Origin of the sequence: Brevundimonas sp. NPDC092305 (assembly GCF_044755415.1) — a bacterium.
Lineage (GTDB): Bacteria > Pseudomonadota > Alphaproteobacteria > Caulobacterales > Caulobacteraceae > Brevundimonas.
Genome location: NZ_JBIVQY010000001.1, coordinates 1036205 through 1057338 on the forward strand (window position 1 = coordinate 1036205; position 21134 = coordinate 1057338).

At 66.8% G+C, this 21134-nt stretch carries 20 protein-coding genes, 2 tRNA genes and 1 pseudogene; 12 read left to right on the top strand and 11 right to left on the bottom strand.

Going from position 1 to position 21134, the window contains the following annotated elements:
* Positions 1-69 precede the first annotated feature (69 nt).
* The 3 genes from ACIQC9_RS05200 to rpsB all read right to left on the bottom strand — a co-directional run bounded on the left by ACIQC9_RS05200 (position 70) and on the right by rpsB (position 2536).
* Positions 70-471 carry a hypothetical protein gene (locus ACIQC9_RS05200; RefSeq protein ID WP_400613114.1) on the bottom strand — a complete coding sequence of 134 codons (402 nt, stop codon included), beginning with the start codon at positions 469-471 and terminating at the stop codon, positions 70-72.
* A gap of 86 nt (positions 472-557) precedes the next feature.
* Positions 558-1499 (bottom strand): translation elongation factor Ts, encoded by a 942-nt coding sequence (gene tsf / locus ACIQC9_RS05205; RefSeq protein WP_400613117.1) that lies wholly within the window; start codon positions 1497-1499, stop codon positions 558-560.
* Positions 1500-1606: 107 nt separating this feature from the next.
* Positions 1607-2536, bottom strand: a complete 930-nt coding sequence (rpsB, locus tag ACIQC9_RS05210; protein WP_400613119.1) for a 30S ribosomal protein S2 — start codon at positions 2534-2536, stop codon at positions 1607-1609.
* A 193-nt stretch (positions 2537-2729) separates the two neighbouring features.
* Here rpsB and ACIQC9_RS05215 point away from each other — a divergent pair, with 193 nt between their 5' ends.
* Positions 2730-2996: a type II toxin-antitoxin system Phd/YefM family antitoxin gene (locus tag ACIQC9_RS05215; protein WP_400613120.1), complete on the top strand. Its 267-nt coding sequence runs from the start codon at positions 2730-2732 to the stop codon at positions 2994-2996.
* The gene (locus ACIQC9_RS05220; RefSeq protein ID WP_400613122.1) at positions 2993-3421 is read left to right on the top strand and encodes a type II toxin-antitoxin system VapC family toxin; all 429 of its coding nucleotides are present in this window, start codon (positions 2993-2995) and stop codon (positions 3419-3421) included. The genes ACIQC9_RS05215 and ACIQC9_RS05220 overlap by 4 nt, the downstream gene beginning before the upstream one ends.
* Before the next feature lie 2 nt (positions 3422-3423).
* On the opposite strand, the gene hrpB is transcribed toward ACIQC9_RS05220, so the two are convergent.
* Positions 3424-5847: an ATP-dependent helicase HrpB gene (gene hrpB, locus ACIQC9_RS05225; RefSeq protein ID WP_400613125.1), complete on the bottom strand. Its 2424-nt coding sequence runs from the start codon at positions 5845-5847 to the stop codon at positions 3424-3426.
* A 174-nt stretch (positions 5848-6021) separates the two neighbouring features.
* Between hrpB and ACIQC9_RS05230 the strand changes: the two genes are divergently transcribed.
* From ACIQC9_RS05230 to ACIQC9_RS05240, 3 genes are all read left to right on the top strand, one after another.
* A complete protein-coding gene (locus ACIQC9_RS05230; protein ID WP_400613127.1) occupies positions 6022-7590 on the top strand; it encodes an amino acid permease in 1569 nt (522 codons plus the stop codon).
* A gap of 96 nt (positions 7591-7686) precedes the next feature.
* A tRNA-Leu gene (locus ACIQC9_RS05235) sits at positions 7687-7771 on the top strand.
* Positions 7772-7952: 181 nt separating this feature from the next.
* Positions 7953-9104 (top strand): PA0069 family radical SAM protein, encoded by a 1152-nt coding sequence (locus ACIQC9_RS05240; RefSeq protein WP_400613128.1) that lies wholly within the window; start codon positions 7953-7955, stop codon positions 9102-9104.
* 13 nt (positions 9105-9117) lie between these two features.
* Here the strand turns inward: ACIQC9_RS05240 and ACIQC9_RS05245 are convergent, their stop codons facing one another.
* Entirely contained in the window at positions 9118-10359 is a 1242-nt protein-coding gene (locus tag ACIQC9_RS05245; protein ID WP_400613131.1) for a class I SAM-dependent RNA methyltransferase, read from the bottom strand.
* A gap of 157 nt (positions 10360-10516) precedes the next feature.
* Here ACIQC9_RS05245 and ACIQC9_RS05250 point away from each other — a divergent pair, with 157 nt between their 5' ends.
* A complete protein-coding gene (locus tag ACIQC9_RS05250; protein ID WP_400613133.1) occupies positions 10517-11155 on the top strand; it encodes a glycine zipper 2TM domain-containing protein in 639 nt (212 codons plus the stop codon).
* 150 nt (positions 11156-11305) lie between these two features.
* Here ACIQC9_RS05250 and ACIQC9_RS05255 read toward each other — a convergent pair whose 3' ends face one another.
* The 5 genes from ACIQC9_RS05255 to ACIQC9_RS05275 form a co-directional block, all read right to left on the bottom strand.
* A complete protein-coding gene (locus ACIQC9_RS05255; RefSeq protein ID WP_400613135.1) occupies positions 11306-12040 on the bottom strand; it encodes a TlyA family RNA methyltransferase in 735 nt (244 codons plus the stop codon).
* Positions 12037-14769 (bottom strand): valine--tRNA ligase, encoded by a 2733-nt coding sequence (locus tag ACIQC9_RS05260; protein WP_400613137.1) that lies wholly within the window; start codon positions 14767-14769, stop codon positions 12037-12039. The genes ACIQC9_RS05255 and ACIQC9_RS05260 overlap by 4 nt, the downstream gene beginning before the upstream one ends.
* Before the next feature lie 86 nt (positions 14770-14855).
* Positions 14856-15470, bottom strand: coding sequence for a DUF2497 domain-containing protein (locus ACIQC9_RS05265; protein WP_400613139.1), 615 nt, complete (start codon positions 15468-15470; stop codon positions 14856-14858).
* Between the two features lie 120 nt (positions 15471-15590).
* Positions 15591-17123 (bottom strand): TolC family outer membrane protein, encoded by a 1533-nt coding sequence (locus ACIQC9_RS05270; RefSeq protein WP_400613141.1) that lies wholly within the window; start codon positions 17121-17123, stop codon positions 15591-15593.
* A gap of 127 nt (positions 17124-17250) precedes the next feature.
* Entirely contained in the window at positions 17251-17880 is a 630-nt protein-coding gene (locus tag ACIQC9_RS05275) for a protein-L-isoaspartate O-methyltransferase (RefSeq protein WP_400613144.1), read from the bottom strand.
* Positions 17881-18001: 121 nt separating this feature from the next.
* On the opposite strand from ACIQC9_RS05275, the gene ACIQC9_RS05280 reads away from it, so the two are divergent.
* The 6 genes and pseudogenes from ACIQC9_RS05280 to ACIQC9_RS05305 all read left to right on the top strand — a co-directional run bounded on the left by ACIQC9_RS05280 (position 18002) and on the right by ACIQC9_RS05305 (position 20246).
* Positions 18002-18075, top strand: a tRNA-Cys gene (locus ACIQC9_RS05280).
* Between the two features lie 82 nt (positions 18076-18157).
* Positions 18158-18328, top strand: a pseudogene (locus ACIQC9_RS05285) (response regulator transcription factor); the annotation flags it as partial.
* 112 nt (positions 18329-18440) lie between these two features.
* Complete coding sequence (locus tag ACIQC9_RS05290; protein ID WP_400615467.1) at positions 18441-18722, top strand: hypothetical protein; 282 nt, start codon at positions 18441-18443, stop codon at positions 18720-18722.
* Between the two features lie 96 nt (positions 18723-18818).
* Positions 18819-19169, top strand: coding sequence for a hypothetical protein (locus ACIQC9_RS05295; RefSeq protein WP_400613146.1), 351 nt, complete (start codon positions 18819-18821; stop codon positions 19167-19169).
* Positions 19170-19184: 15 nt separating this feature from the next.
* A complete protein-coding gene (locus ACIQC9_RS05300; RefSeq protein ID WP_400613149.1) occupies positions 19185-19625 on the top strand; it encodes a hypothetical protein in 441 nt (146 codons plus the stop codon).
* Positions 19626-19877: 252 nt separating this feature from the next.
* A complete protein-coding gene (locus tag ACIQC9_RS05305; protein WP_400613151.1) occupies positions 19878-20246 on the top strand; it encodes a helix-turn-helix domain-containing protein in 369 nt (122 codons plus the stop codon).
* A gap of 8 nt (positions 20247-20254) precedes the next feature.
* On the opposite strand, the gene ACIQC9_RS05310 is transcribed toward ACIQC9_RS05305, so the two are convergent.
* The gene (locus ACIQC9_RS05310; protein WP_400613153.1) at positions 20255-21070 is read right to left on the bottom strand and encodes a TrmH family RNA methyltransferase; all 816 of its coding nucleotides are present in this window, start codon (positions 21068-21070) and stop codon (positions 20255-20257) included.
* Between the last annotated feature and the right edge of the window lie 64 nt (positions 21071-21134).

Consider the following 21134-nt stretch of genomic DNA (forward strand, 5'->3'; position numbering starts at 1 on the left):
ACTCCCCTGAATTGAAAATCGAGGGGGATATGACGCGAACCGGCGCGCTTCTGCAAAGGGATAAGGCCGTCAGTCGGCTCCGTCGTCCGCATCGACGGCTTCGTCGACCAGACGGCGCCAGACCGGATCGGTGTCGTCCACCAGATCGACGTCGTCCATCAGCGCCACGACCGCGCTGCCGTCGGGCAGGATCAGGCCCAACACGTCCATCTCGTCACCGTCGGGTCCGATGTGGCTCTCGGCCTGCACCGCCACCGCCGCCTGCTCGCCGTCGGCTTCCCACCAGATCAGCGGCTGGGGCAGGTCCATGTCGATGACGCGGGGATCCTCGGTGTCGCCCAGCGCAAAGACGGCGCGTTTGGCCTGCACATCATCCAGCGTCGCGATCTTGCCGGTGAAGGCCTTGAGCCGCGACCAGTCCTCGGCGTCGTATCCGCCGCCATCCTCGCCAAAGTCCGCTTCGTCGCTCATCAGGTCCTCCGCATGAAAAAGAGGCCGGCGAACGGGTCGCCGACCTCTCTTGTCTCATCAGTTCCGCCGAAGCGGAATGGATCGGCTTACTGGCCGCCCATCATGGAGGCGACTTCGGAAGCGAAGTCCGGGCCCTCGACCTTCTCGACGCCTTCGCCCAGAGCCAGGCGGACGAAGCCGGCGAGGTGCAGACCGGGCGCGCCCAGGTCCTTGCCGGCGTCGGCGACCAGTTGCTCGATGGTCACGTCCGGGTTCATGACGAACGGCTGCTTGGTCAGCACCACGTCCTTCTGGAACTTGGCGATCTGGCCGTCGACGATCTTGGCGATCATCGCTTCCGGACGGCCTTCTTCCTTGGCCTTTTCGGTCAGGACCTGACGTTCCTTCTCGATGGCGGCCGGGTCCAGATCGTCGGTGTTCAGCGACAGCGGAGCGGTCGCAGCAACGTGCATGGCGATCTTGCGGCCGAGTTCGCGCAGCGCGGCCTTGTCGCCGCCGCCGTGCAGGGCGACCAGAACGCCGATGCGGCCGACGCCCGGCGACACCGCGTTGTGGACGTAGGAGGCGACGACGCCTTCATCGACCGACAGGCGGGCGGCGCGGCGCAGTTGCATGTTCTCGCCGATGGTCGCGATCATGTTGGTGATCTCGTCCTGAACGGTCGTGCCGTTTTCCAGCGTGGCGCCGTGCAGGGCCTCGATGGTGTCGTGGTCCAGCGCATGCGCGGCGAAGGCGTTGGCGGCGTTCTGGAACAGCTCGTTGCGGGCGACGAAGTCGGTCTCGGCGTTGAACTCGATGGCGGCGCCGACTTCACCGGCTCCGACTTCCTTCGAGGCGACGGCCACCAGGCCTTCGGCGGCGACGCGGTCGGCCTTCTTGGCGGCCTTGGACAGACCCTTGGCGCGCAGCCAGTCGACCGCAGCGTTGATGTCGCCGTCGGTTTCCTGCAGCGCCTTCTTGCAGTCCATCATGCCCACGCCCGACTTGGCGCGCAGTTCCATGACGAGGGCGGCGGTGATCTCGGCCATTGTGTAGCTCCTTGGGGTATTCGAATGCGGTAACGGCCGGAGCTTTATGCCCCGGCCGTATGTCAGTTGGACGTACGGCCTTCAGGTCGAAGGCCGTGGGTCTGAAATCAGACCGCGGCCTTCTCGGTTTCGACGGCGTCGTTGGCTTCCGAAGTCGCGTCCTGGGCGGCTTCATCGGCGACGGCCGGTGTCTCTTCGGCAGCCGGTTCAGCGGCGGCTTCCAGCTCGGCGGCCACGGACTCCGTACCGGCCGGGGCGGCTTCGGCCTGGGCCTTCGGCGCCTTGGCTTCACGCAGCATCGGCTCGTCCGGGTTCACGGCGGCGCCGAGGTCAACGCCCGAGGCGCCAGCGCCGGCTGCCAGACCGTCGAGGACGGCGTCGGCGATCAGGTCGCAGTAGGTCTGGATCGCGCGCGCGGCGTCGTCGTTGCCCGGGATCGGATAGGTGATGCCGTCCGGATCCGAGTTGGTGTCCAGGATCGCGATGATCGGGATGTTCAGCTTGCGGGCTTCAAGGATGGCGATGGCCTCCTTGTTGGTGTCGATCACGAACATGATGTCGGGAATGCCGCCCATGTCCTTGATGCCGCCCAGCGAGGCTTCCAGCTTGTCACGCTCGCGTTGCAGGCTCAGCAGCTCGCGCTTCACGCGGCCTTCGCCGCCGGTTTCCAGCAGGCCGTCCAGCTCGCGCAGGCGGGCGATCGAACCCGAGACCGTCTTCCAGTTGGTCAGCGTGCCGCCGAGCCAGCGGTTGTTCATGTAGTACTGGGCACAGCGCTTGGCGGCCTCGGCGACCGGATCGGCGGCCTGGCGCTTGGTGCCGACGAACAACACGCGTCCGCCCTTGGCGGCGACGTCACGCACGGCGACCAGCGCCTGGTGCATCAGCGGGATCGACTGCGACAGGTCGATGATGTGGATGTTCGAGCGCGAGCCGAAGATGTAGCGGTCCATCTTCGGGTTCCAGCGGTGCGTCTGGTGGCCGAAGTGCGCGCCGGCTTCGAGCAGCGAACGCATGGAGAATTCTGGCAGAGCCATTGGTGTAGTCCTTTATCCGATTGATCCGCCGCAGGTGCTGTAAAGACCGAAGTCCTCGGAACGGAGCGGACGGGATGTCTCCCCGCCAGCGCCACACCTGCGTGTGAAGTGAGCGCGCATGTAGGGGAGTTGGCGGGCAAAGGCAAGCGGCACCTTGTTTTCAAGCCAAGGCCGCTCTATATGACCAGTCATCATGACCAGTCTGGAAATCAGCGCCACGGAGTTCAAGGCCACCTGTCTCGAACTTCTCGACCGTCTCGCGGATCATCGCATAGATCGACTCGTGGTGACCAAGCGCGGCCGCCCGGTCGCTGTCCTGACGCCGCCGCCCGGTGGGAAGGACAGGGTCGCCGGTCTGTTCGGGTTCATGCGCGGCGCGGCCGTTATCCCCCGCTCCCTTGATCTGGTCGCGCCAGTATCGACTGATGCCTTCAATGCAGAGGACGGCTGGGCGAAATGACGCCCTCGAAGCTGCTGCTCGACACCCACGCACTGATCTGGCTGGTGGAGGGCGTCGAACTTTCCAAATCCGTCCAGGACGCCATCGTCTTTGCAGCACTCGCGGACGGCGTCTTCGTTTCCCCGGTCAGCGCCTGGGAGATCGGCATGCTGTGCGCGCCGAGGCCCAGCAGGGCGCCCCTCGTGCTGAAGCCGGATCCCAAGGCATGGTATGCGATGGCCCTGTCCGCTCCGGGTCTGACCGAGACGCCGTTTACGGCGACGGCGGCGATGGATTCGCGAACACTGCCCGGTGAGCTTCACGGCGATCCGGCTGACCGCCTTCTGATCGCGACAGCCCGCGAGATCGGGGCGGCGCTCGTCACCCGGGACAACAAGATTCTTGACTATGCCCGCGCGGGGCATGTTCAGGCTCTGGCGTGCTGAATTCACTGCCCGCGCGGCTTGGCCCGGCTGGTCGCCTCGGCGTTCGCGGGGTCCTCGGGCCAAGGGTGTCTGGGGTAGCGGCCGCGCATGTCTGACCGGACATCCTTCCACGACCCCGCCCAGAAACCCGGCAGGTCCCTCGTCATCTGGATCGGCCGCCGTGCAGGAGACAGGAGCGCCAGCGTCAGGGGCGTTCCGCGCCCGACGACCGGGTGGCTCTTCACGCCGAACAACTCCTGCACCCGAATATCGACGCGAGGCCCGCCCTCGGCGGCGTAGTCGATGGCCGCCGACCCCAAAGGCGTTTCAAGTCTCGCGGGGGCCAGCTGGTCCAGCGCGCGCTGGCGGTCCCACGGGACGAGACTGCGCAGGCCCTGTTCAAGCGTGACGTCGGACATCCCCGGCAGCGACTGCACGTCGCCCAGCAGGGGCCATAGCCACTCTTCGCGCGCGGCGAACAGGGCGTCGTCCGACACATCGGGCCAGCCGTCGTCGACGCTGGCGAGGAAGGCCAGTCGGGCCCGAAGCGCCGCGCTGCGTTCGCCCCATCGCAGGGCCACCAGACCTTCTCGTTCGACTTCGGCTTTCAGCGCGGCGGTGATCGTCGCCCGGTCCGGCGCGCCCATCGCCTTTTCGTCGATGACGATAGCGCCCAGCCGACGGACGCGTCGCAGTTCCATTCGGCCGGAAGGCGTCCGCGCCAGCCGGTCCTCGATCTCGATCCGGTCCTCCAGCGCTGCGAGATCGACCGGCGCGGCCAGCCGGATCCGGTCGCGGGTGTCGCCGCCGCCCAGCTCGGCCACGGCCAGCCACGGCTCGCGCGCCAGCGGATCGTTCGGGTCGAGGAAGGCGCCGCGGCCGGAGGCCAGCAGCACCTCACCCGGCTTGCCTCGCGCCTTGGCGGCCCGCTCCGGAAACGCCTCGACCAGCAGGGCGCCCGCGTCGACCTCGCCGCCCTGCCCTCCGCCGGCCGCCCGCGCCCATCGCTCGGCCAGCTTCATCGCATCCCGCGCCCGTGGCGTGCGGTCCCGCTCGAAGGTTCGCAGGCGTTCGCGCAGGTCCACGTCCGTCCCGCCAAGTCCCGGCTCGCTCAGCACCGCTGCGATCCGGGCTCCGGTCAGGGCATCGCCGGTGTCGCCGGCCTTCGCCGCCAGATGCGCCAGCCGGGGCGGCAGGGGTATGCGCGTCAGACGGCGGCCGTGCTCGGTCAGATCACCGGTCTCGCCCAGCGCGCCCAGCCGCTCCAGCACCTTTCGAGCCTCAGCGAAGGCCCCTGCCGGGGGCGCATCGAGCAGGGCAAGCCCGTCTGTCGACCGCGAACCCCATCGCGCCAGATCAAGCGCGAAGGCCGTCAGGTCGGCTTCCAGAATCTCCGGTCGTTGGTGCGCAACCAGACCGCGGGTCTGTTCCTCGTCCCACAGGCGATAGCAGACGCCGGGCTCCGTGCGGCCCGCCCGGCCGCGTCGTTGCTCGGCCGACGACCGGCTTACCTTCACCGTCGCCAGTCGGGTCAGGCCGCTGGCGGGTTCGAACCGGGGCACGCGCGACAGGCCGCTGTCGATCACGACCCGCACGCCCTCGATGGTCAGGCTGGTCTCGGCGACCGAGGTGGCCAGCACCACCTTGCGGCGTCCCGGCGCGGCCGGCTCGATGGCCCGGTCCTGCTCGGCCTTGTCCAGCGCGCCATAAAGCGGGACCACATCCACGGCCGGATCGCGCAGCCGGTCCGCCAGCGCCCGGGCGGTGCGATGGATCTCGCCCTGCCCCGGCAAAAAGACCAGCACCGACCCCGTCTGCGCGGACAGGGCCTGAACGACGGCCCTCGCCGTTGCCTCCTCCAGTCGCTCGACCGGGTTCCGGCCCAGATAGACGGTCTCGACCGGGAAAACCCGCCCCTCCGCCTCGATCACGGGCGCGCCGTCCAGCAGGCGCGACACGCCGGCGATGTCCAGCGTGGCCGACATGACCAGCAGCCGCAGGTCCTCGCGGAGTACGCCCTGCGTCTCCCGTGCGAGGGCGAGACCGAGGTCGGCGTCCAGACTGCGCTCATGGAATTCGTCGAAGAGGACTGCGCCGACGCCTTCCAGTCCCGGATCGTCGAGGATCATGCGGGTGAAGACGCCTTCGGTGATCACCTCGATGCGCGTCGACGGGCCGATCCGGCTCTGCAGGCGGGTGCGATAGCCGACCGTGTCGCCTGTCGCCTCGCCCAGCGTCCGCGCCATCCGCTCGGCCGCCGCACGCGCGGCCAGTCGCCGCGGTTCCAGCACCAGCACCTTGCCCGCGCCCAGCCACGGCTGGTCCAGCAGGGCCAGCGGAACGACCGTCGTCTTGCCCGCTCCCGGCGGTGCGGCCAGCACCACGGCGGTCGCGGACGCAAGCGCGACTTTCAGCGGCTCGAGGACGGCGTGGATCGGCAGGGACATCGCGCTCCCCCTAGCGCGAACCGCTGTTCAGGCAAAAATCTCCCGTCCGAAAGCCGCCTTCGTGAAACCGTCGCCAGAACGTCGTCGTAGTTAAACCGCGTTGCCAGCGGGGATTTGCGCCGCTAGCGTCCCGCGCAAAGCCGCAGAGGGCGGTAAATAGTCGGAGGGGAATTTATGTGGCGCGTTAAGTCGCTCGACGCGATCCTGGCCACGGCCGAGAAGAAATCGCTTCATCGCTCGCTGGGGCCCATTCAGCTGACGCTGCTGGGCATCGGGGCCATCATCGGTACGGGTATCTTCGTGCTCACCGCCGCCGCCTCGCAGAAGGCTGGCCCGGGCATGATGCTGAGCTTCGTCATCGCTGGCGCCGTCTGCGCCGTGGCGGCGCTCTGCTACTCCGAACTGGCGGCCATGGCCCCGGTTTCGGGCTCGGCCTACACCTATACCTACGCCGTGATGGGCGAACTGCTGGCGTGGTGCGTCGGCTGGGCCCTGATCCTGGAATACGCCGTCGCCGCCTCGGCCGTTTCGGTCGGCTGGTCCGGCTATGTGCTGGGGTTGATAGAGAACGGGATAGGATTCGACTTCCCTGACCTGTTGTCCGCCGGCCCCGCCTGGTCGATGAACGGCCTGATCCCTAGCCCGGATTTCTCGGCCGGCATCATCAACGTTCCGGCGATCATCGTCGCCCTGTCGGTCACCGCCCTGCTGATGATCGGCACGACGGAATCGGCGCGCGTCAACGCCGCGCTGGTGGCGGTCAAGGTTCTGGCCCTGACCATCTTCATCGTGCTGACCCTGCCGGTCATCGACACCGCCAACCTCTCGCCCTTCTCGCCCAACGGCATGTTCGGCGCCTCTTCGGGCATGGGCATCGTCGGCGCCGCGGCGTCGATCTTCTTCGCCTATGTCGGTTTCGACGCGGTCTCGACCGCGGCCGAAGAGACCAAGAACCCGCAGCGCAACGTACCGATCGGCCTGATCGGTTCGCTGGCCATCTGTACGGTCTTCTATCTGCTGGTCGCCCTCGGCGCGGCCGGTGCGATCGGCGCCCAGCCGGTGCTCGGCGCTGACGGTTCCGCCGTCCAGCCCGGCTCGCCGGCGTTCATCGCGGCCTGCGCCCTGCCCGCAAACGCCGAACAGCTGGTCTGCTCGAACGAGGCGCTCGCCCACGTGCTGCGCGTCATTGGTCATCCGCAGGTCGGCAACGCCCTCGGCGTCGCGGCCATGCTGGCCCTGCCGTCGGTCATCCTGATGATGATCTACGGCCAGACCCGCATCTTCTTCGTGATGGCGCGTGACGGTCTGCTGCCGGAAGGCCTGACCAAGATCCACTCGAAGTGGAAGACGCCGTACATCGTGACCCTGTTCACCGGTATCGCGGTCGCCATCGCCGGCGCCCTGTTCCCGGTCGGTCAGTTGGCCGACATCTCGAACTCGGGCACCCTGTTCGCCTTCTTCATGGTGTCGATCGCCGTGCTGATCCTGCGCAAGAAGGAGCCGAACCGGCATCGTCCGTTCCGCACCCCGCTGGTGTGGATCATCGCGCCGCTGTCGGCACTGGGATGCGCCTTCCTGTTCTGGAACCTGCCGCACGACGCCAAGATGGTGCTGCCGATCTGGGGCGGCATCGGCCTGATCGTCTACTTCCTGTACGGTCGTCGCATGAGCCACCTCGGCCGCGGTCTGGTCGAGGTTCACGAACAGGACTCCGATCTGCCGCCGCCGCCGGCGACGACCTGATCGACATCTAGTCGAGATGAACGAGGCCCGGGAGATATCCCGGGCCTTTTTCATTGCCGCCCGCCGCGACCTCCCCTAGAGGCTCTCCCGAACCTTGCGGATGTGGCGGAACTGGTAGACGCACTGGATTTAGGTTCCAGCGCCGCGAGGCGTGGAGGTTCGAGTCCTCTCATCCGCACCATCCTGTTTCGCCCTTGCGGGCTTCGCAGGACAAGTCCTGTCAGAGACGGCGAGGCACGATGTCCCGAGAAGCCTTGGGCGTAGCAGGGCTGTCGGCTACATCATGTAGGGCTCGCTTCGGCGGGCCTTTTTACTGACCATAAAGTTCTTGCTTTGTTCTCGTTCACGCCTATCGTTGGAATATGGCTGAAACGGCGAAGGGACGAGGTGCGCGGTCGAATGCGACGGGGCGCTACGAACCGGAAACCGTAGAGGCTTTCGATGACGGCTGGACCGATCAGGACGCCGAGGCCGCGCCCCTGCGCACGACCCTGACGCCAGAGCACGCCCGGACGATCATCGCCCGCAACACCAGTCCCGACATCGGTTTCGACCGGTCCATCAACCCCTACAAGGGCTGTGAACATGGCTGCATCTACTGCTACGCCCGTCCGTCCCATGCCTGGATGGGCCTATCCCCGGGCCTGGATTTCGAGAGCCGGATCTTCTGGAAGCCCGAGGCCGCGCGTCTGCTGGAGCGGGAGCTCTCGAAACCCCGGTACGTCTGCAAGCGCATCCACATAGGCGGCAACACCGATCCCTATCAGCCGGTCGAGCGCGAGGTGAAGTCGACGCGGTCAGTCCTTGAGGTCTTGCAGCGGTTCAACCACCCGTTCAGCATCATCACCAAGTCGGTGCTGATCACGCGGGACGCCGACATTCTCGGCGACATGGGCCGGCGGGGCATGGCCTCGGCCTTTGTGTCGATCACCACTCTCGACCGCAAGCTGGCCCGCGCGATGGAGCCCCGCGCCTCGACGCCGGCGAAGCGGCTGGAAGCGATCTCCAGACTTGTAGACGCCGGCTGCCCCGTCGGGGTCGGCTTCGCGCCGGTCATCCCGGGTCTGAACGACCATGAGATGGAGGCCGTGCTCGAGGCGGCGGCGAAGGCCGGCGCGACAAAGGCCATGTACGTCACCCTGCGCCTGCCGCTCGAGATCAAGGACCTGTTCCGCGAATGGCTGGCCGACGCCCGGCCCGACCGCGCCGCCCGGGTCATGTCCCTGATCCGCCAGACCCGCGGCGGCAAGGACTACGACCCCGACTGGAACCAGCGCATGACCGGCCGTGGCCCTGTGGCAGATCTCGTCGCCGCCCGCTTCAAGGCCGCCATCAAGCGCTACAAGCTGGATGCGCCGAGGAATCAGCAGGACGAGAGCCAGTTCCGCGTGCCTGCGGACATGAAGAGCCAGCTGGATCTGTTCGATCTGATGGAGCCCCTGCCCCGTTCCTCGCCGACACCGAAAAAGAGCGGGATTGTTTCCGGCCCCGATACGGACTTTTCAATCACCTGAGACCAGAACCGCTCTACCGGCGGAACACGCCCACCAGTTCCACATGCGCCGACCACAGGAACTGATCCACGGGCGTCACTTGCTCAAGACGGAAGCCGGCTTCGATAAGCACGCGGGCGTCGCGGGCGAAGGTCACGGGGTTGCAGGACACGCCCACGACCGTCGCGGCCTTTGTCTGGGCGATCTGTCCCACCTGTTCCAGCGCTCCGGCGCGAGGCGGATCGAAGACGATGGCGTCGCAGCCGCGCAGGTCGTACGGGGCCATCGGGCGGCGGAACAGGTCTCTGGCTTCGGCCGTGATCGGCTTCAGCCCCTTTGCAGTCGGCACGCCTGACTTCAGGGCCGCGATTCCCGCTGCGGAAGCGTCCGCCGCCAGCACGGGCGCGACCTCGGCCAGCGGGAAGGTGAAAGTCCCGGCGCCGCAGAACAGGTCGGCGATCTTCTTCGATCCCTTCACCGCCGCGACCGCCCGATCGACCATGGCGGCTTCCGCCTGCGGCACGGCCTGCAGAAAGCCGCCGGCCGGCAGAGCGACCGTCGCACGCCCGAACGCCACCATGGGCTGGCGGGTCATGACCAGGGTCTCGCCAGCCAGGCTCAATCGCGCCAGATCGGCTGCGACCGCCGCCTGTATAGCCTTTGTTCGAGCGTCGCCCGAGAAGCCCGTCCGGCGCTCCACGCCCGTCACGTCCACGTCCAGCCCGGTCAGGGTCAGGGTGACGTGCAGGGTCGGAGCCGACTTCGGATGCTCCAGAAATGCATCAGCCAGTCGCGTCAGCGCCGGTATCGCCGCTTCCAGCCGGGGATCCGCGACCGGGCAGGTCCTGACCTCGACCAGTCGCCAGCTGCGCCGCCCCTTGAAGCCGAGAATGGCCCGCCCGTCCGGCCCGCGGCGTGCATGCAGCGCCAGTCTGCGGCGCGATCCCGGCGGTGTGGCGACGGTGGCCTCAACCTCGGTCTCGATCCGCTCACGCGCCAGCGCCAACAGAACCTGTTCCCGCTTCCAGTCCAGATAGGGCCGCGCCGCCCAGTGCTGCAGCGAGCACCCGCCGCAGTCGCCGTATTGCGGAGAGACCGGCGCGATCCGTTCGGGGCTGGCCTGCACCAGCTCCATCGCCTCCAGCCGGCCCTCCGTCACATCGCCTCGCACCACCTCGCCGGGCAGGGTCAGGGACGCGAACACCGGACCGTCCGGCGTCTCGGCGACGCCGTCGCCCTGACTTGCGACGCGCGCGATGGTGAAGGTCTGGCTCATCCGCCTCCTGTGGCCCGCTTGGCCTTGCGGTTCAACATGAACGAAGATGAACAGGATGCTCAAAGGCCGTTCAGCTTCGCGGTCCTATCTCTCAATGCAACAGAGAGGGACCTTGGCCGTTCGGCAATCAGGGTTAACTCGTCGAGGAAGAACGTCGATGTCGAAACTGTTCCAGAAGACCACGGCCGGAGCGCTCGCGCTCGCAGCCGTTGGCGTGATGGCGGCCCCCGCGCCGGCCGCCGCCCAGTCCTATTATGGCGATCGCTATGATCGCCCGTACGACCAGTGCCGTTATGACCGCAACTCGCGCACCGGCTCAGGCGCTCTCATCGGTGGCGGACTCGGCGCCGTTGCGGGGTCGCAGTTCGCGGCCAATGGCCGCCGGACCGAAGGCAGCATCCTGGGCGGTGTCGTTGGCGCCGTGATCGGCGGAGCCGTAGGCAACAACGCCAGCGGCCGCTGCGCCAGCGACGGTTACCGTGACGACTATCGCTATGACCGAAGCGACTACGACCGCTACAGCGACGACCGCTACTACGATGACCGGTATCGCGACGACTATCGCTACCGTGACGACACCCGCTATCGCTATGACGGCGACCGGTATTACGACCAGCGCTACGTCAGCGGCGGCTATTACGACAACGGCTCGCGCTACAGCGATCGGTCCTACAACTACGACCGCTCGTACAGCTACGGTTCCGGCTATGGCTACACCCAGACCTGCCAGACCGTGTCGTCGACCACCCGCGACTACGACGGTCGTCTGGTGACCCATTATCGGCAGGTCTGCTAGGCCCGCTCAAAGGTTCGCGTCGCCGGTTAAATCTCAGCCCCCCTGTCGATCGGCGATGTGACGGGAGCCGCCGGTGGAGCAATCCACCGGCGGTTTCTCATTTTTGGGCGCTAGCGCTCGCCGCGCGGCGGCTTGCTGCTTGAGCGCGGGTCAGGCCCGCTTCGCCCAGAGCAGATATTCGACGTTGCCGTCACCGCCGGTGATCGGGCTTTCCGATGTTTCCCGCACCGTCCAGCCCTGCGTCGTCAACCAGGCGGACACGCGTTCCAGCGCCGCCTCGCGGGCCATTGCATCGCGCACGACGCCGCCGCGGCCGACATCGTTCCGGTTGTCCATCTCGAACTGCGGTTTCACGAGGGTGACCAGATCCGCATCCGCCGCCGCGAGCGCCAGCGCAGCCGGCAGCACCTTGGCCAGACCGATGAAGCTGGCGTCGCAGACGATCAGCGCCGGCGCCTCGTCGATGAGGGCCGGCGTCAGGTCGCGGGCGTCGGTCTGTTCGAGATTGATGACGCGCGGGTCGCCCGCCAAGCGGGGATGCAACTGCCCCTGCCCTACGTCCACGGCGAAGACCCGCCGTGCACCGCGTTCGAGACAGACTTCGGTGAAGCCGCCTGTGGAGGAACCCACGTCGAGCACGACCCGGTCCTCGACTGGAACCGGCCACAGAGCCAGGGCGTGATCCAGCTTCAATGCCGCCCGGCCGACGAAGCGGTGCGCCTCGACGAAGGTTAGCTCGGCGTCGTCCGCCACCTTTTGGGAAGACGCGCGCGCGGGCTGGCCGTTCACGGTGACGCCGCCCGCTTCGATCGCCGCCTGCGCCCGGGCCCGCGTTTCCGCGAGACCGCGGGCGACCAGCGCCTGATCAAGGCGAAGGCGTTTCACCCCACGGCGTCCAGACGCGCCAGGGCCGCCTGCAGCCTGGACTTGCCCGCCTCGGCCTCGGCCAGCTTCTCGCGCTGCTCCTCCACCACCTCAGGTGCGGCTCGGGCGACGAAGTTGGGGTTGCCAAGCTTCTTGCCGAAGTGGCCGATGTCGCTGTCCAGCGCGGCGATCTCCTTGCCCAGTCGCGTCCGCTCCGCCGCCAGGTCGATGATGCCCGCCAGCGACAGGGCCGCCGTGGCGCCCCCGGAGACGAAGGTGACCGCCCCCTCTGGCGCAGCGTCCGCCGTGGTGAGTTCGGAAACGCGGCCAAGCGTGAGGATCAGGTCGCGGTGGCGGGCGATGCGATCCGCCGTCGCGGCGTCAGGCGACACGAAAGCCAGCGGCGGCTTGGCCGACGGCGGCACGTTCATCTCGGCCTTCAGCTGACGGATTTCCGTGACCAGATCGACCAGCCAGCCGATCTCGGTTTCCGCCGACGCATCGATGAAACTGTCCGGCAGCTCCGGCCAGGCCGCGCCGATCAGGGTCGCTTCCGACCGCGCAGCGCCTTCGTCGGCCAGCTTGTCCCACAACTCCTCGGTGATAAACGGCATCACCGGGTGCATCAATTTCAGCGTCTGATCCAGCGTCCACGCGGTCATGGCCCGCGTCTCTGCCTTCGCAGCCTCATCTGCGCCGTTGAACACCGGCTTGGCCAGCTCCAGATACCAGTCGCAGAAAACATTCCAGACGAAGCGATAGAGCGCCGAGGCGGCGTCGTCGAAACGGCCGCCCTCGATGGCTTCCGACACCTGCCGCTCGGCCTTGGTCAGCTCGCCGCGGATCCAGCGATTGATCGTCTGCTCGACGCCCGCCGGATCGAAGCCCTCGACACGCTTGGCCTCGTTCATCTGGGCGAAGCGGGCGGCGTTCCACAGCTTGGTGCCGAAGTTGCGATAGCCTTCAATGCGTTGCTTGGACAACTTGATGTCGCGCGTGCCAGAGAGAATGGCCATGGTGAAGCGCAGCGGGTCGGCGCCCAGCTCGTCGATAATGCCGAGGGGGTCGATGACGTTTCCCTTCGACTTGCTCATCTTCTGGCCCTTCTCGTCCCGGACGAGGCCATTGATGATGACGCGCCTGAACGGGACTTCGTCCATGAAGTGAAGGCCCATCATCATCATCCGGGCGACCCAGAAGAAGATGATGTCCGCCGCCGTGACCAGATCGCTGGTCGGATAGAAGCGCTCCAGATCCTCGGTCTTCTCGGGCCACCCCATGGTCGAGAACGGCCACAGGGCGGAGCTGAACCAGGTGTCGAGAACGTCCTCGTCCTGCGTCAGCGGCACTTCGGAATCGTAGTCGGACAGCGCCTGCTCGCGGGCGTCCTCTTCCGTCTCGGCGACATAGATCTCGCCGTTCGGGCCGTACCACGCCGGAATGCGGTGCCCCCACCAGAGCTGGCGCGAGATGCACCATGGCTCGATGTTGCGCAGCCATTCGAAATAGATCTTCTCGTAGGACTTCGGCTCGAACACCGTGTCGCCCTGCTCCACTGCCTTCAGCGCGGGCTGGGCCAGGGTATGGGCGTCTACGTACCATTGATCCGTAAGCCACGGCTCGATGACCACGCCCGAACGGTCGCCATGCGGGACCATGTGGCGGGTCTTCTCGATCTCCTTCAGCCACCCCTGCTCCTCGGCGAGCGCGGCGATGGCCTTGCGCGCGGCGAAGCGGTCCATGCCCTCGTACTCGACGGGCACATCCGGGGTGTCGACGGCGGTGATCCGGCCGTATGCGTCCATGATGTTGAGCGAGGCGAGGCCAGCCCGCTTGCCGACCTGGAAGTCGTTGAAGTCATGGGCCGGCGTGATCTTCACCGCGCCCGACCCCTTGGTCGGATCGGCATAGTCGTCGGCGACGATGGGGATGCGGCGGCCGACGATGGGCAGGGTCACGAACTTGCCGACCAGATCGGCGTAACGCTCATCGCCCGGATGCACCGCCACGCCGGTATCGCCCAGCATGGTCTCGGGCCGGGTCGTCGCCACCACGATGTAATCGCGCGTCTCGAACTCCGTCGCCTTGCCATCCTCGTCGAAGGCGACCGGGTGTTCGTAGGTCACGCCGTCGGCCAGCGGATAGGCGAAGTGCCAGTAGGCGCCGTCGACCTCCTTCTGCTCGACCTCGAGGTCCGAGATGGCGGTCTGGAAATGCGGGTCCCAGTTCACCAGCCGCTTGTCGCGATAGATCAGGCCGTCCTTGTAGAGCTGGACGAAGACCTTGCGGACGGCGGCGTTCAGACCCTCGTCGAGGGTGAAGCGCTCGCGCGACCAGTCGCAGCTCGCGCCCAGACGACGCAGCTGGCGAACGATGGTCCCGCCGGACTCGGCCTTCCATTCCCAGACCTTGTCGACGAAGGCCTCGCGGCCCATGTCGCGCCGCCCGACGTTGCCGGCGGCGGCCAGCTGGCGCTCGACGACCATCTGGGTGGCGATGCCGGCGTGGTCGGTTCCGGGCAGCCAGAGCACAGCCTTGCCCTTCATCCGGTGATAGCGGGCGAGGATGTCCTGGAGCGTGTTGTTCAGCGCATGCCCGATGTGCAGCGAGCCCGTCACGTTCGGCGGCGGGATGACGATCGAATAGGCGTCGGCCGCGCCGTCGGTCTTCGGCGCGAACAGGCCGCTGTCCTCCCACATCGCGTACAGGCGAGGTTCGGCGGACCGGGGGTCGAAAGTCTTGTCGAGCATTGGGTGGTCTTACGGACAAAGAGAAAGGGCGGCCCCGACTGGAGCCGCCCCGGAATGATCTAGTCTGGATCAGGTCCCGAGTGAAGCTAGCCGGCGTTCCGGGCGATGCGTTCGACTTCCTTTTGTACCTGGGCCTCGACGATGCCCGGCAGGTTGGCGTCCAGCCACTCCTTCAGCATCGGCTTCAGGAGGGCGCGGGCGAGTTCATCTACGGTCGGGCCCGTACCCGTGCCGGTCTCGATGGGATCAGGCTTCCGCACGGTCGAGGCCAGTCCGGCAAAGGCGCTGGCGGCGCTGGCGGCAGCGGTCTGCCCGACGAGGCTTTCGGCCGGAGTCGGGATCGAGGGATGCTCGGGCTCCGCGACCTCGACAGGTTCGGGCGCGAACACCGATTCGCTAACCGGCTCCGGCGCGGGCTCTGGCGTAGTGACGTCCAGATCGCCGATGGTTTCGGCGGCCGGCGCTTCGTAGGTGTCTGTCAGCTCGAGGACGTCTTCCTCGGCGGCGACAGGCTCCTGCACCGACGGCGTCTCGTCCATCAGCGCCGGCGAACTCACCGGCTCCGGGGCGGGCTCAGGCGCGGCCTCGGCCGCGGGCTCTTCCGCCGCGGCTTCAGCCGGGGCGTCGTCTTCGGAGATGATCCGGCGGATCGACGCCAGGATTTCCTCCATCGTCGGTTCCTGGGCGTTCTGATCGGTCATTTGGCTCAACCCCGAGGCGCGAATCTGGTCGGCGTCCGGCTTCGTCTACCGCCCGCCCTGCCCTGTCGTCGCACCTCGGCTCGCTGGAATCAACGAAGATTTCGCCTGAAAGGCGACTCGTCAGGTGCGCGGGGCGGTCTGGATGACTTCCGACTTCAGCTGCTGATCGATCGGAGCGTCGGCCGCGTCGGTCGCGGGCACAACCGGGGGAGTCGCGATGCGGTCGATCGACTCGATCACGCCATCCCATGGCAGGGCGCCGCGATTACGGATGCGGTTGTAGTTGTCGGCCGGGTCGTAGGCTTCCAGCGACGGATCCAGATCGGGGCCTTCAAGGCGGCCCATCGCGGCCAGCAGCTGGGCCTGGGCCACGTATTCGTTGCGACGGGCGCTGGCGAGCGTGACCTGCGCGCTGCGCAGTTCCAGTTCCTGGTTCAACACGTCGAGGGTCGTGCGAAGGCCGACCTGGGCTTCCTGACGCACGCCCTCGGCCGCGACGGTGGCGGCGCGGACGGCTTCGTCGCCGGCCTGCAGAGTCGCGCGAGCCGAGATGGTCTGGGCGTAGGCCGAGCTGACGGCCTGCAGGGTGTTGCGGCGTTCACCCTCGACGTTGATCTGGGCCGCGTTGGCGCGTTCCAGCTGCTGGGCGACGCGCGAACTGTTCAGGCCGCCGGTGAACAGCGGCACCGAGATGCTGGCGCCGGCGCGGAAGGTCGTGCGATCCGCGATGTTCAGGTCGCCGAAATCATTGGAGCCGCCGCCGTATGAGGCGGTCAACCGGGCCGACGGCAGGTATTCGGACTTTGCCGCGGCGACGTTCGCCTCGGCGGCCTGCAAGGTGTAGTTGGCCGCCCGGATGCCGGGGTTGTCCTGAATGGCGACGTCCAGAGCGCTGTCGAAATCCGCCGGGATGCCCGGCAGGACCGGCATCGGCTCGAGGCTGGTCGGCGACTGACCGACGACGGCCGCGTAGCTGGCGCGAGAGACGGACAGTTGGGCCTGTGCGTTGGCCAGATCGGCCTCGGACTGCGCCAGACGCGCTTCGGACTGGGCGACGTCGGTGCGGGTGATCTCGCCCACTTCGAAACGGGCCGAGGATTCGTCCAGCTGGCGCTGGAGGACGGTCAGGTTCTCCTGCCGGATGCGCAGGATTTCGGTGTCGCGCAGGACGTCGGCATAGGCCTGAATGACCGACGCCAGAACCGATTGCTCGATGTCACGCAGGTTTTCGCGACCCGCGAGGATGTTCGCTTCGGCCGCCGTGATGCCGTGACCGATGCGACCGCCCGAGTAGATCGTTTGCGACAGGCCGACGCTGGCGCCGAGCGACTCGCTTTCAGACGAGTCCGTTGTCACCGGCGTGTCCGGGATGCCGTCGCCGTCGGTGTCGACCAGTGAAGTCTGATTGGGAAAGCGGCTGCGCGTGTAGTCCCCGGTCGCGGTGACATCCAGCGAGGGCCGCAGGCCGGCGCGGGCCTGAACGATCGATTCATCCAGCGCCCGCTGATTCGCGCGCTGCGCCAGGATCGACGGATTGGTCTGGTAGGCCAGGGCGATCGCGTCCCTGAGGCTCTCGGCCCATGCCGGAGCGCCCAGGCTCGAAGCGATGGCAATAACGGCGACCGAGGCCAGCGCACGCGAACGTATCAGCATCTGAATTCCTGCCCGGCGCGACGACTGCGCGCCTTTCGTATCCCGAAACCGGTGATGCGGGACGGTTTGCGCCCGCGCCAGTTAAGTTTTTTTCACGCGACGGAACCGTAATCCCGTCGCCCCGACGTCACAGTGCGAAGGTGGGGGTCGGTTGAAGATCCGCAAGCACCGGTGGCGCGGCGTCGAACAGCTCCCGACGCGACACGCCCTGGGCGCCCTTGATGTACAGTACGGCCTTGCCGGCCGGCCCCGAACGCTCCACGACGACCAGTCGCCCGCCGACGGCCAGCGCCTCGATCCAGCTCTGGGGGCGACCCGGCGTGGCGGCCTCGCTGACGATGACGTCGTATCCCTCGCCGACCGGACGATCGAAAGGCGCGACCTCGGTTTTCACGCCTTCCTCGGCCAGAACCTCGCCTACAACCTCGAACACCGAGGCGTCGGCTTCCTGCGCCGTGACAGTCAGGCCCAGTCGGGCGAGCACAGAGGCGGCATAGGGGGCTGCGATGGCGAGCGCGCGCTCACCGGGTTGCGCCTCGGCGGCGGCCAGAAGCTTGGAAAGATCACGCGCCAGCATCAGACGGCGATCGCCGGCGATCACCGGCTCGATCTCGGCATAGGCGGAGAAGGCGCGATCCTGCGGAACGAAACGCTCACGCGGCGCGGCCTGCAGGGCGGCCTGCAGGGCGCGGTCGGTGACGTCGTTCACGCGAACCTGGCTGTCCACCATGATCTTGCGCGCGGCGGCGTAGTCCATCTTTCGTTCCGATCGTGGGCGTGTGAATCTGCGGCGCTTATAGGTCTGTGCGTTGCGGCGGACAATCCGATCTGATAGCGAACCCGCCTCGCGATGGATGGCTTGGTCACCAAGGCTCTACGGCCTGATGGCGGAGTGGTTACGCAGCGGACTGCAAATCCGTGTACGCCGGTTCGATTCCGGCTCAGGCCTCCATCGCGAGTTCTCTCCCTCCGCAATCTCTGGTTTCGGTCGCGGACACATGATTAATGTGTACGGCGCCGGCGTGGGGAAAGTGATGGGCGAGCCTTTGGAGAAACTGACGACGAGGGAGCGCGAGTGCCTGCGCCTCGTCCACGCGCACCTGAACTCCAAACAGATCGCCCGTCAGCTGGGCATCCAGCCCGCGACAGTCGACCGCCACTGCGAGAACGCGGCCCGTAAGCTGAAGGTCGGCAGCCGGGTCGATGCGGCGCTAATCCTGGCCGGACTCGATATTCCGAATGACTCGGTATCCGGATCATCCCCAATCGTTTCGGCCCCGACCTCCGACCAGTCTGGTGGTGCAACAGGGGCTGAGCATGACCACGACCGAAGACCTCATTCCAGGCATCACCTGGACCCAGCTGAAGACCGTCCTCGAGAACATGGCGGACACGCCGGCCAAGAAGACGATGGTCAAACATCTGGTGGAAGCCACCCGCAAGCAGGCGCCTTTCCTGCCGGCGGAGGGGTCCTTCAAGGAAATCCTCTTCATAGGGGCGGCCTTGCTGGACGTGCGCTTTCAACCCTCGGCCTTGGACCTGAACACCTCTGGCGTATCCTCGCCGTCCTCGCCATCGCGGCCTTTGTCGCACTGGTGACCGCCGGCATCATGGGCGCGGAACGGTTCGCATTCCTGCTGCAGGGGCTTCGTCACCCCGAGGGCTGACCGCGCCACCCTTCATTGAGAGAAAGACATGAAACGCACTGAACATGCGGCGCAGCTTGCCGCCCATCTGGCAGCTGACCTCTTCGATGCCGAGGCCAGTCAGGACGAGGCCGTCAGCCAGTTGGGGAAGCTGGCGCAATCGCTGACCCGGACGCGTCGTGAAGCGCGGATGTCGACCACAATGGGTCAGGGCGCCTTTGACGCCTTGGCCGATGCGATCGCCGCACAGGTGCAGGCACAGCGCGCCATGGTCGCCCTTCATCACGCCCTGTCAGACGTGAAGCAGTCGTCCTCATTCCGAGGCATTGAGTTGAGCGGCCATGAAAAACAAGGCGACGACAACACCCGTCCAATCGGCCGGCTTGCCTTGGTGTCCTGATCAGGCAAAGCCTCGGTGATGTCGCCGATCTACCTTTTCTCGCAATCCTTCCTGGTCCTGGTCTCCGCAGCTGCATTCTGGCGGGGTCGGGGCTGGGAACGGGCGACCGCGATCGTGCTTCTGCTCAACTGGTTGGGCACGGAACTGGGCCCGGATTTCAACACGATCGATCCGCCGTGGTTCGGAAACTTCCTGGATGCGCTGGTCTGCCTGTTCATGATCTACGCCGCGCTTTTCTCGGGCCGGGCGTGGACCTTGTGGGCGGCGGCGTTCCAGATCCTGTTGATGGCTAACCATCTGGCCTTCATCAGATTTCACGCCCTGGAACAGTGGGCGTACATCACCGCCTATTACGTCTGGGGGGATTTGCTCCTGGTCGCCCTGCTGATCGGGATTATTTTCCCGCGGCGGTCGCGCCCGCCCGGATCTCCGCCCGTGAACGCCGGGCGGGCATAGGGCGGGCTCCGCCGGCCGCCGGCTAGCGGCATTCTGCTGCGGTCTCGAATCAAGCCGCCCCACCCCGCCGAATCCGATGCATTGTCGGCATGAAGCGATGCTCAATTTGAACAAAATTGCCCGGAAACGTTGAAAAAGAAACGTGCGTTTCTCTCTGCAACCGAAGTATGTTGACCACTGCTATTGCTGCGGTTACCCCGACGCGCAAGCATAGCAGGAATGCTGCTTCAGAGTCTCAAGGAAGGTCGCCAAATGGGCGCGGGTAAAGGCAAGGCGGATCCGATCGACGCGCACGTCGGAGGACGCCTGCGGGCATTCAGGCTTCAGGCCGGCATGAACCAGACCGAGCTGGCCCGTGCGCTGGGCGTCACCTTCCAGCAGGTCCAGAAGTACGAGAAAGGGGTGAACCGCGTCTCGGCCTCGATGCTGGCGCGCGCCTCGCAGGCGCTGCACGTCAAGATCGACTCCTTTTTCCCTGACGAAGCGACCGGCGGCGACGCCGCAGCTGAGGTCACCGCCGCCCCGCGCGGTCGTGAGATGCTGGCCATCCTCGCTTCACTCGATCCCAAGCGCCGCGACATCCTGATGAGCGTGGCGCGCGAGATGGCCAAAGCCGAATAGGCCCTCGCCTACCCTCTCAGACCCAGCTTTCCGGTGATGTGCTCCAGCGCGATCGCGCCTGCCGTCGCGACGTTCAACGAGTCGAACCCGCCGCTCATCGGGATTGAGGCGGCCTGACAGCGTGCGATCAGGTCCGCCGGCAAGCCGGGCCCTTCAGACCCGAGGACGATGGCGACGCGATCGCCGAGCTCCAGCCCGGAGAGAGTCGTGGTCGCGCCCGGAGTGAGGGCGACGAGATCAAACCCCTCAGCCGCCAGCGCCTCCAGCGCTGCAGCGGCGTCCACGCCGGTCGCCATTGGCGTGCGCAGGACCGCCCCCACCGAGACGCGGATGGCCTTTCGATAGAACGGGTCGCAACAGCGGTCATCAAGGATCACCCCGCTGGCCCCAAGCGCCGCCGCGTTGCGGAACACGCCGCCGATGTTGTCGTGATTGCCGACGCCGCAGACCACGACGACCGCGGACCTCTGTGGCGCCTCCCGCAGAAGCGCGTCCAGACCTGAGGTCTCGGGGCGGATGCCGAGCGCGAGGATGCCGCGATGCAGGTGGAAGCCGGCTACCTCGTCCAGGACAGCCTGCGGCGCGATGTAGACGGGCCTATGGTTTTTGACGGCGTCCAGCGCATCACCCAGCTTCTCCGCCCTGTTCTCGGCCAGCAGGATCGCCTCTACGGCGCACCGGCTCGCTGCGGATAGCAGGACGCGCAGCACGACTTCGCCCTCGGCCATGAAGCGTCCGCTGCGGCCGATCAGGTCGCGATCGTGGACATCGCGAAAGGGCGCGACGCGCACATCACAAGGGTCTTCGATCCGGATAACAGCCAAGCTCATTTTTCCCGTTGCACGACGCTGAGTCCCGCTGCTATAGCCCGCGCCTTCCCGAGTGAAA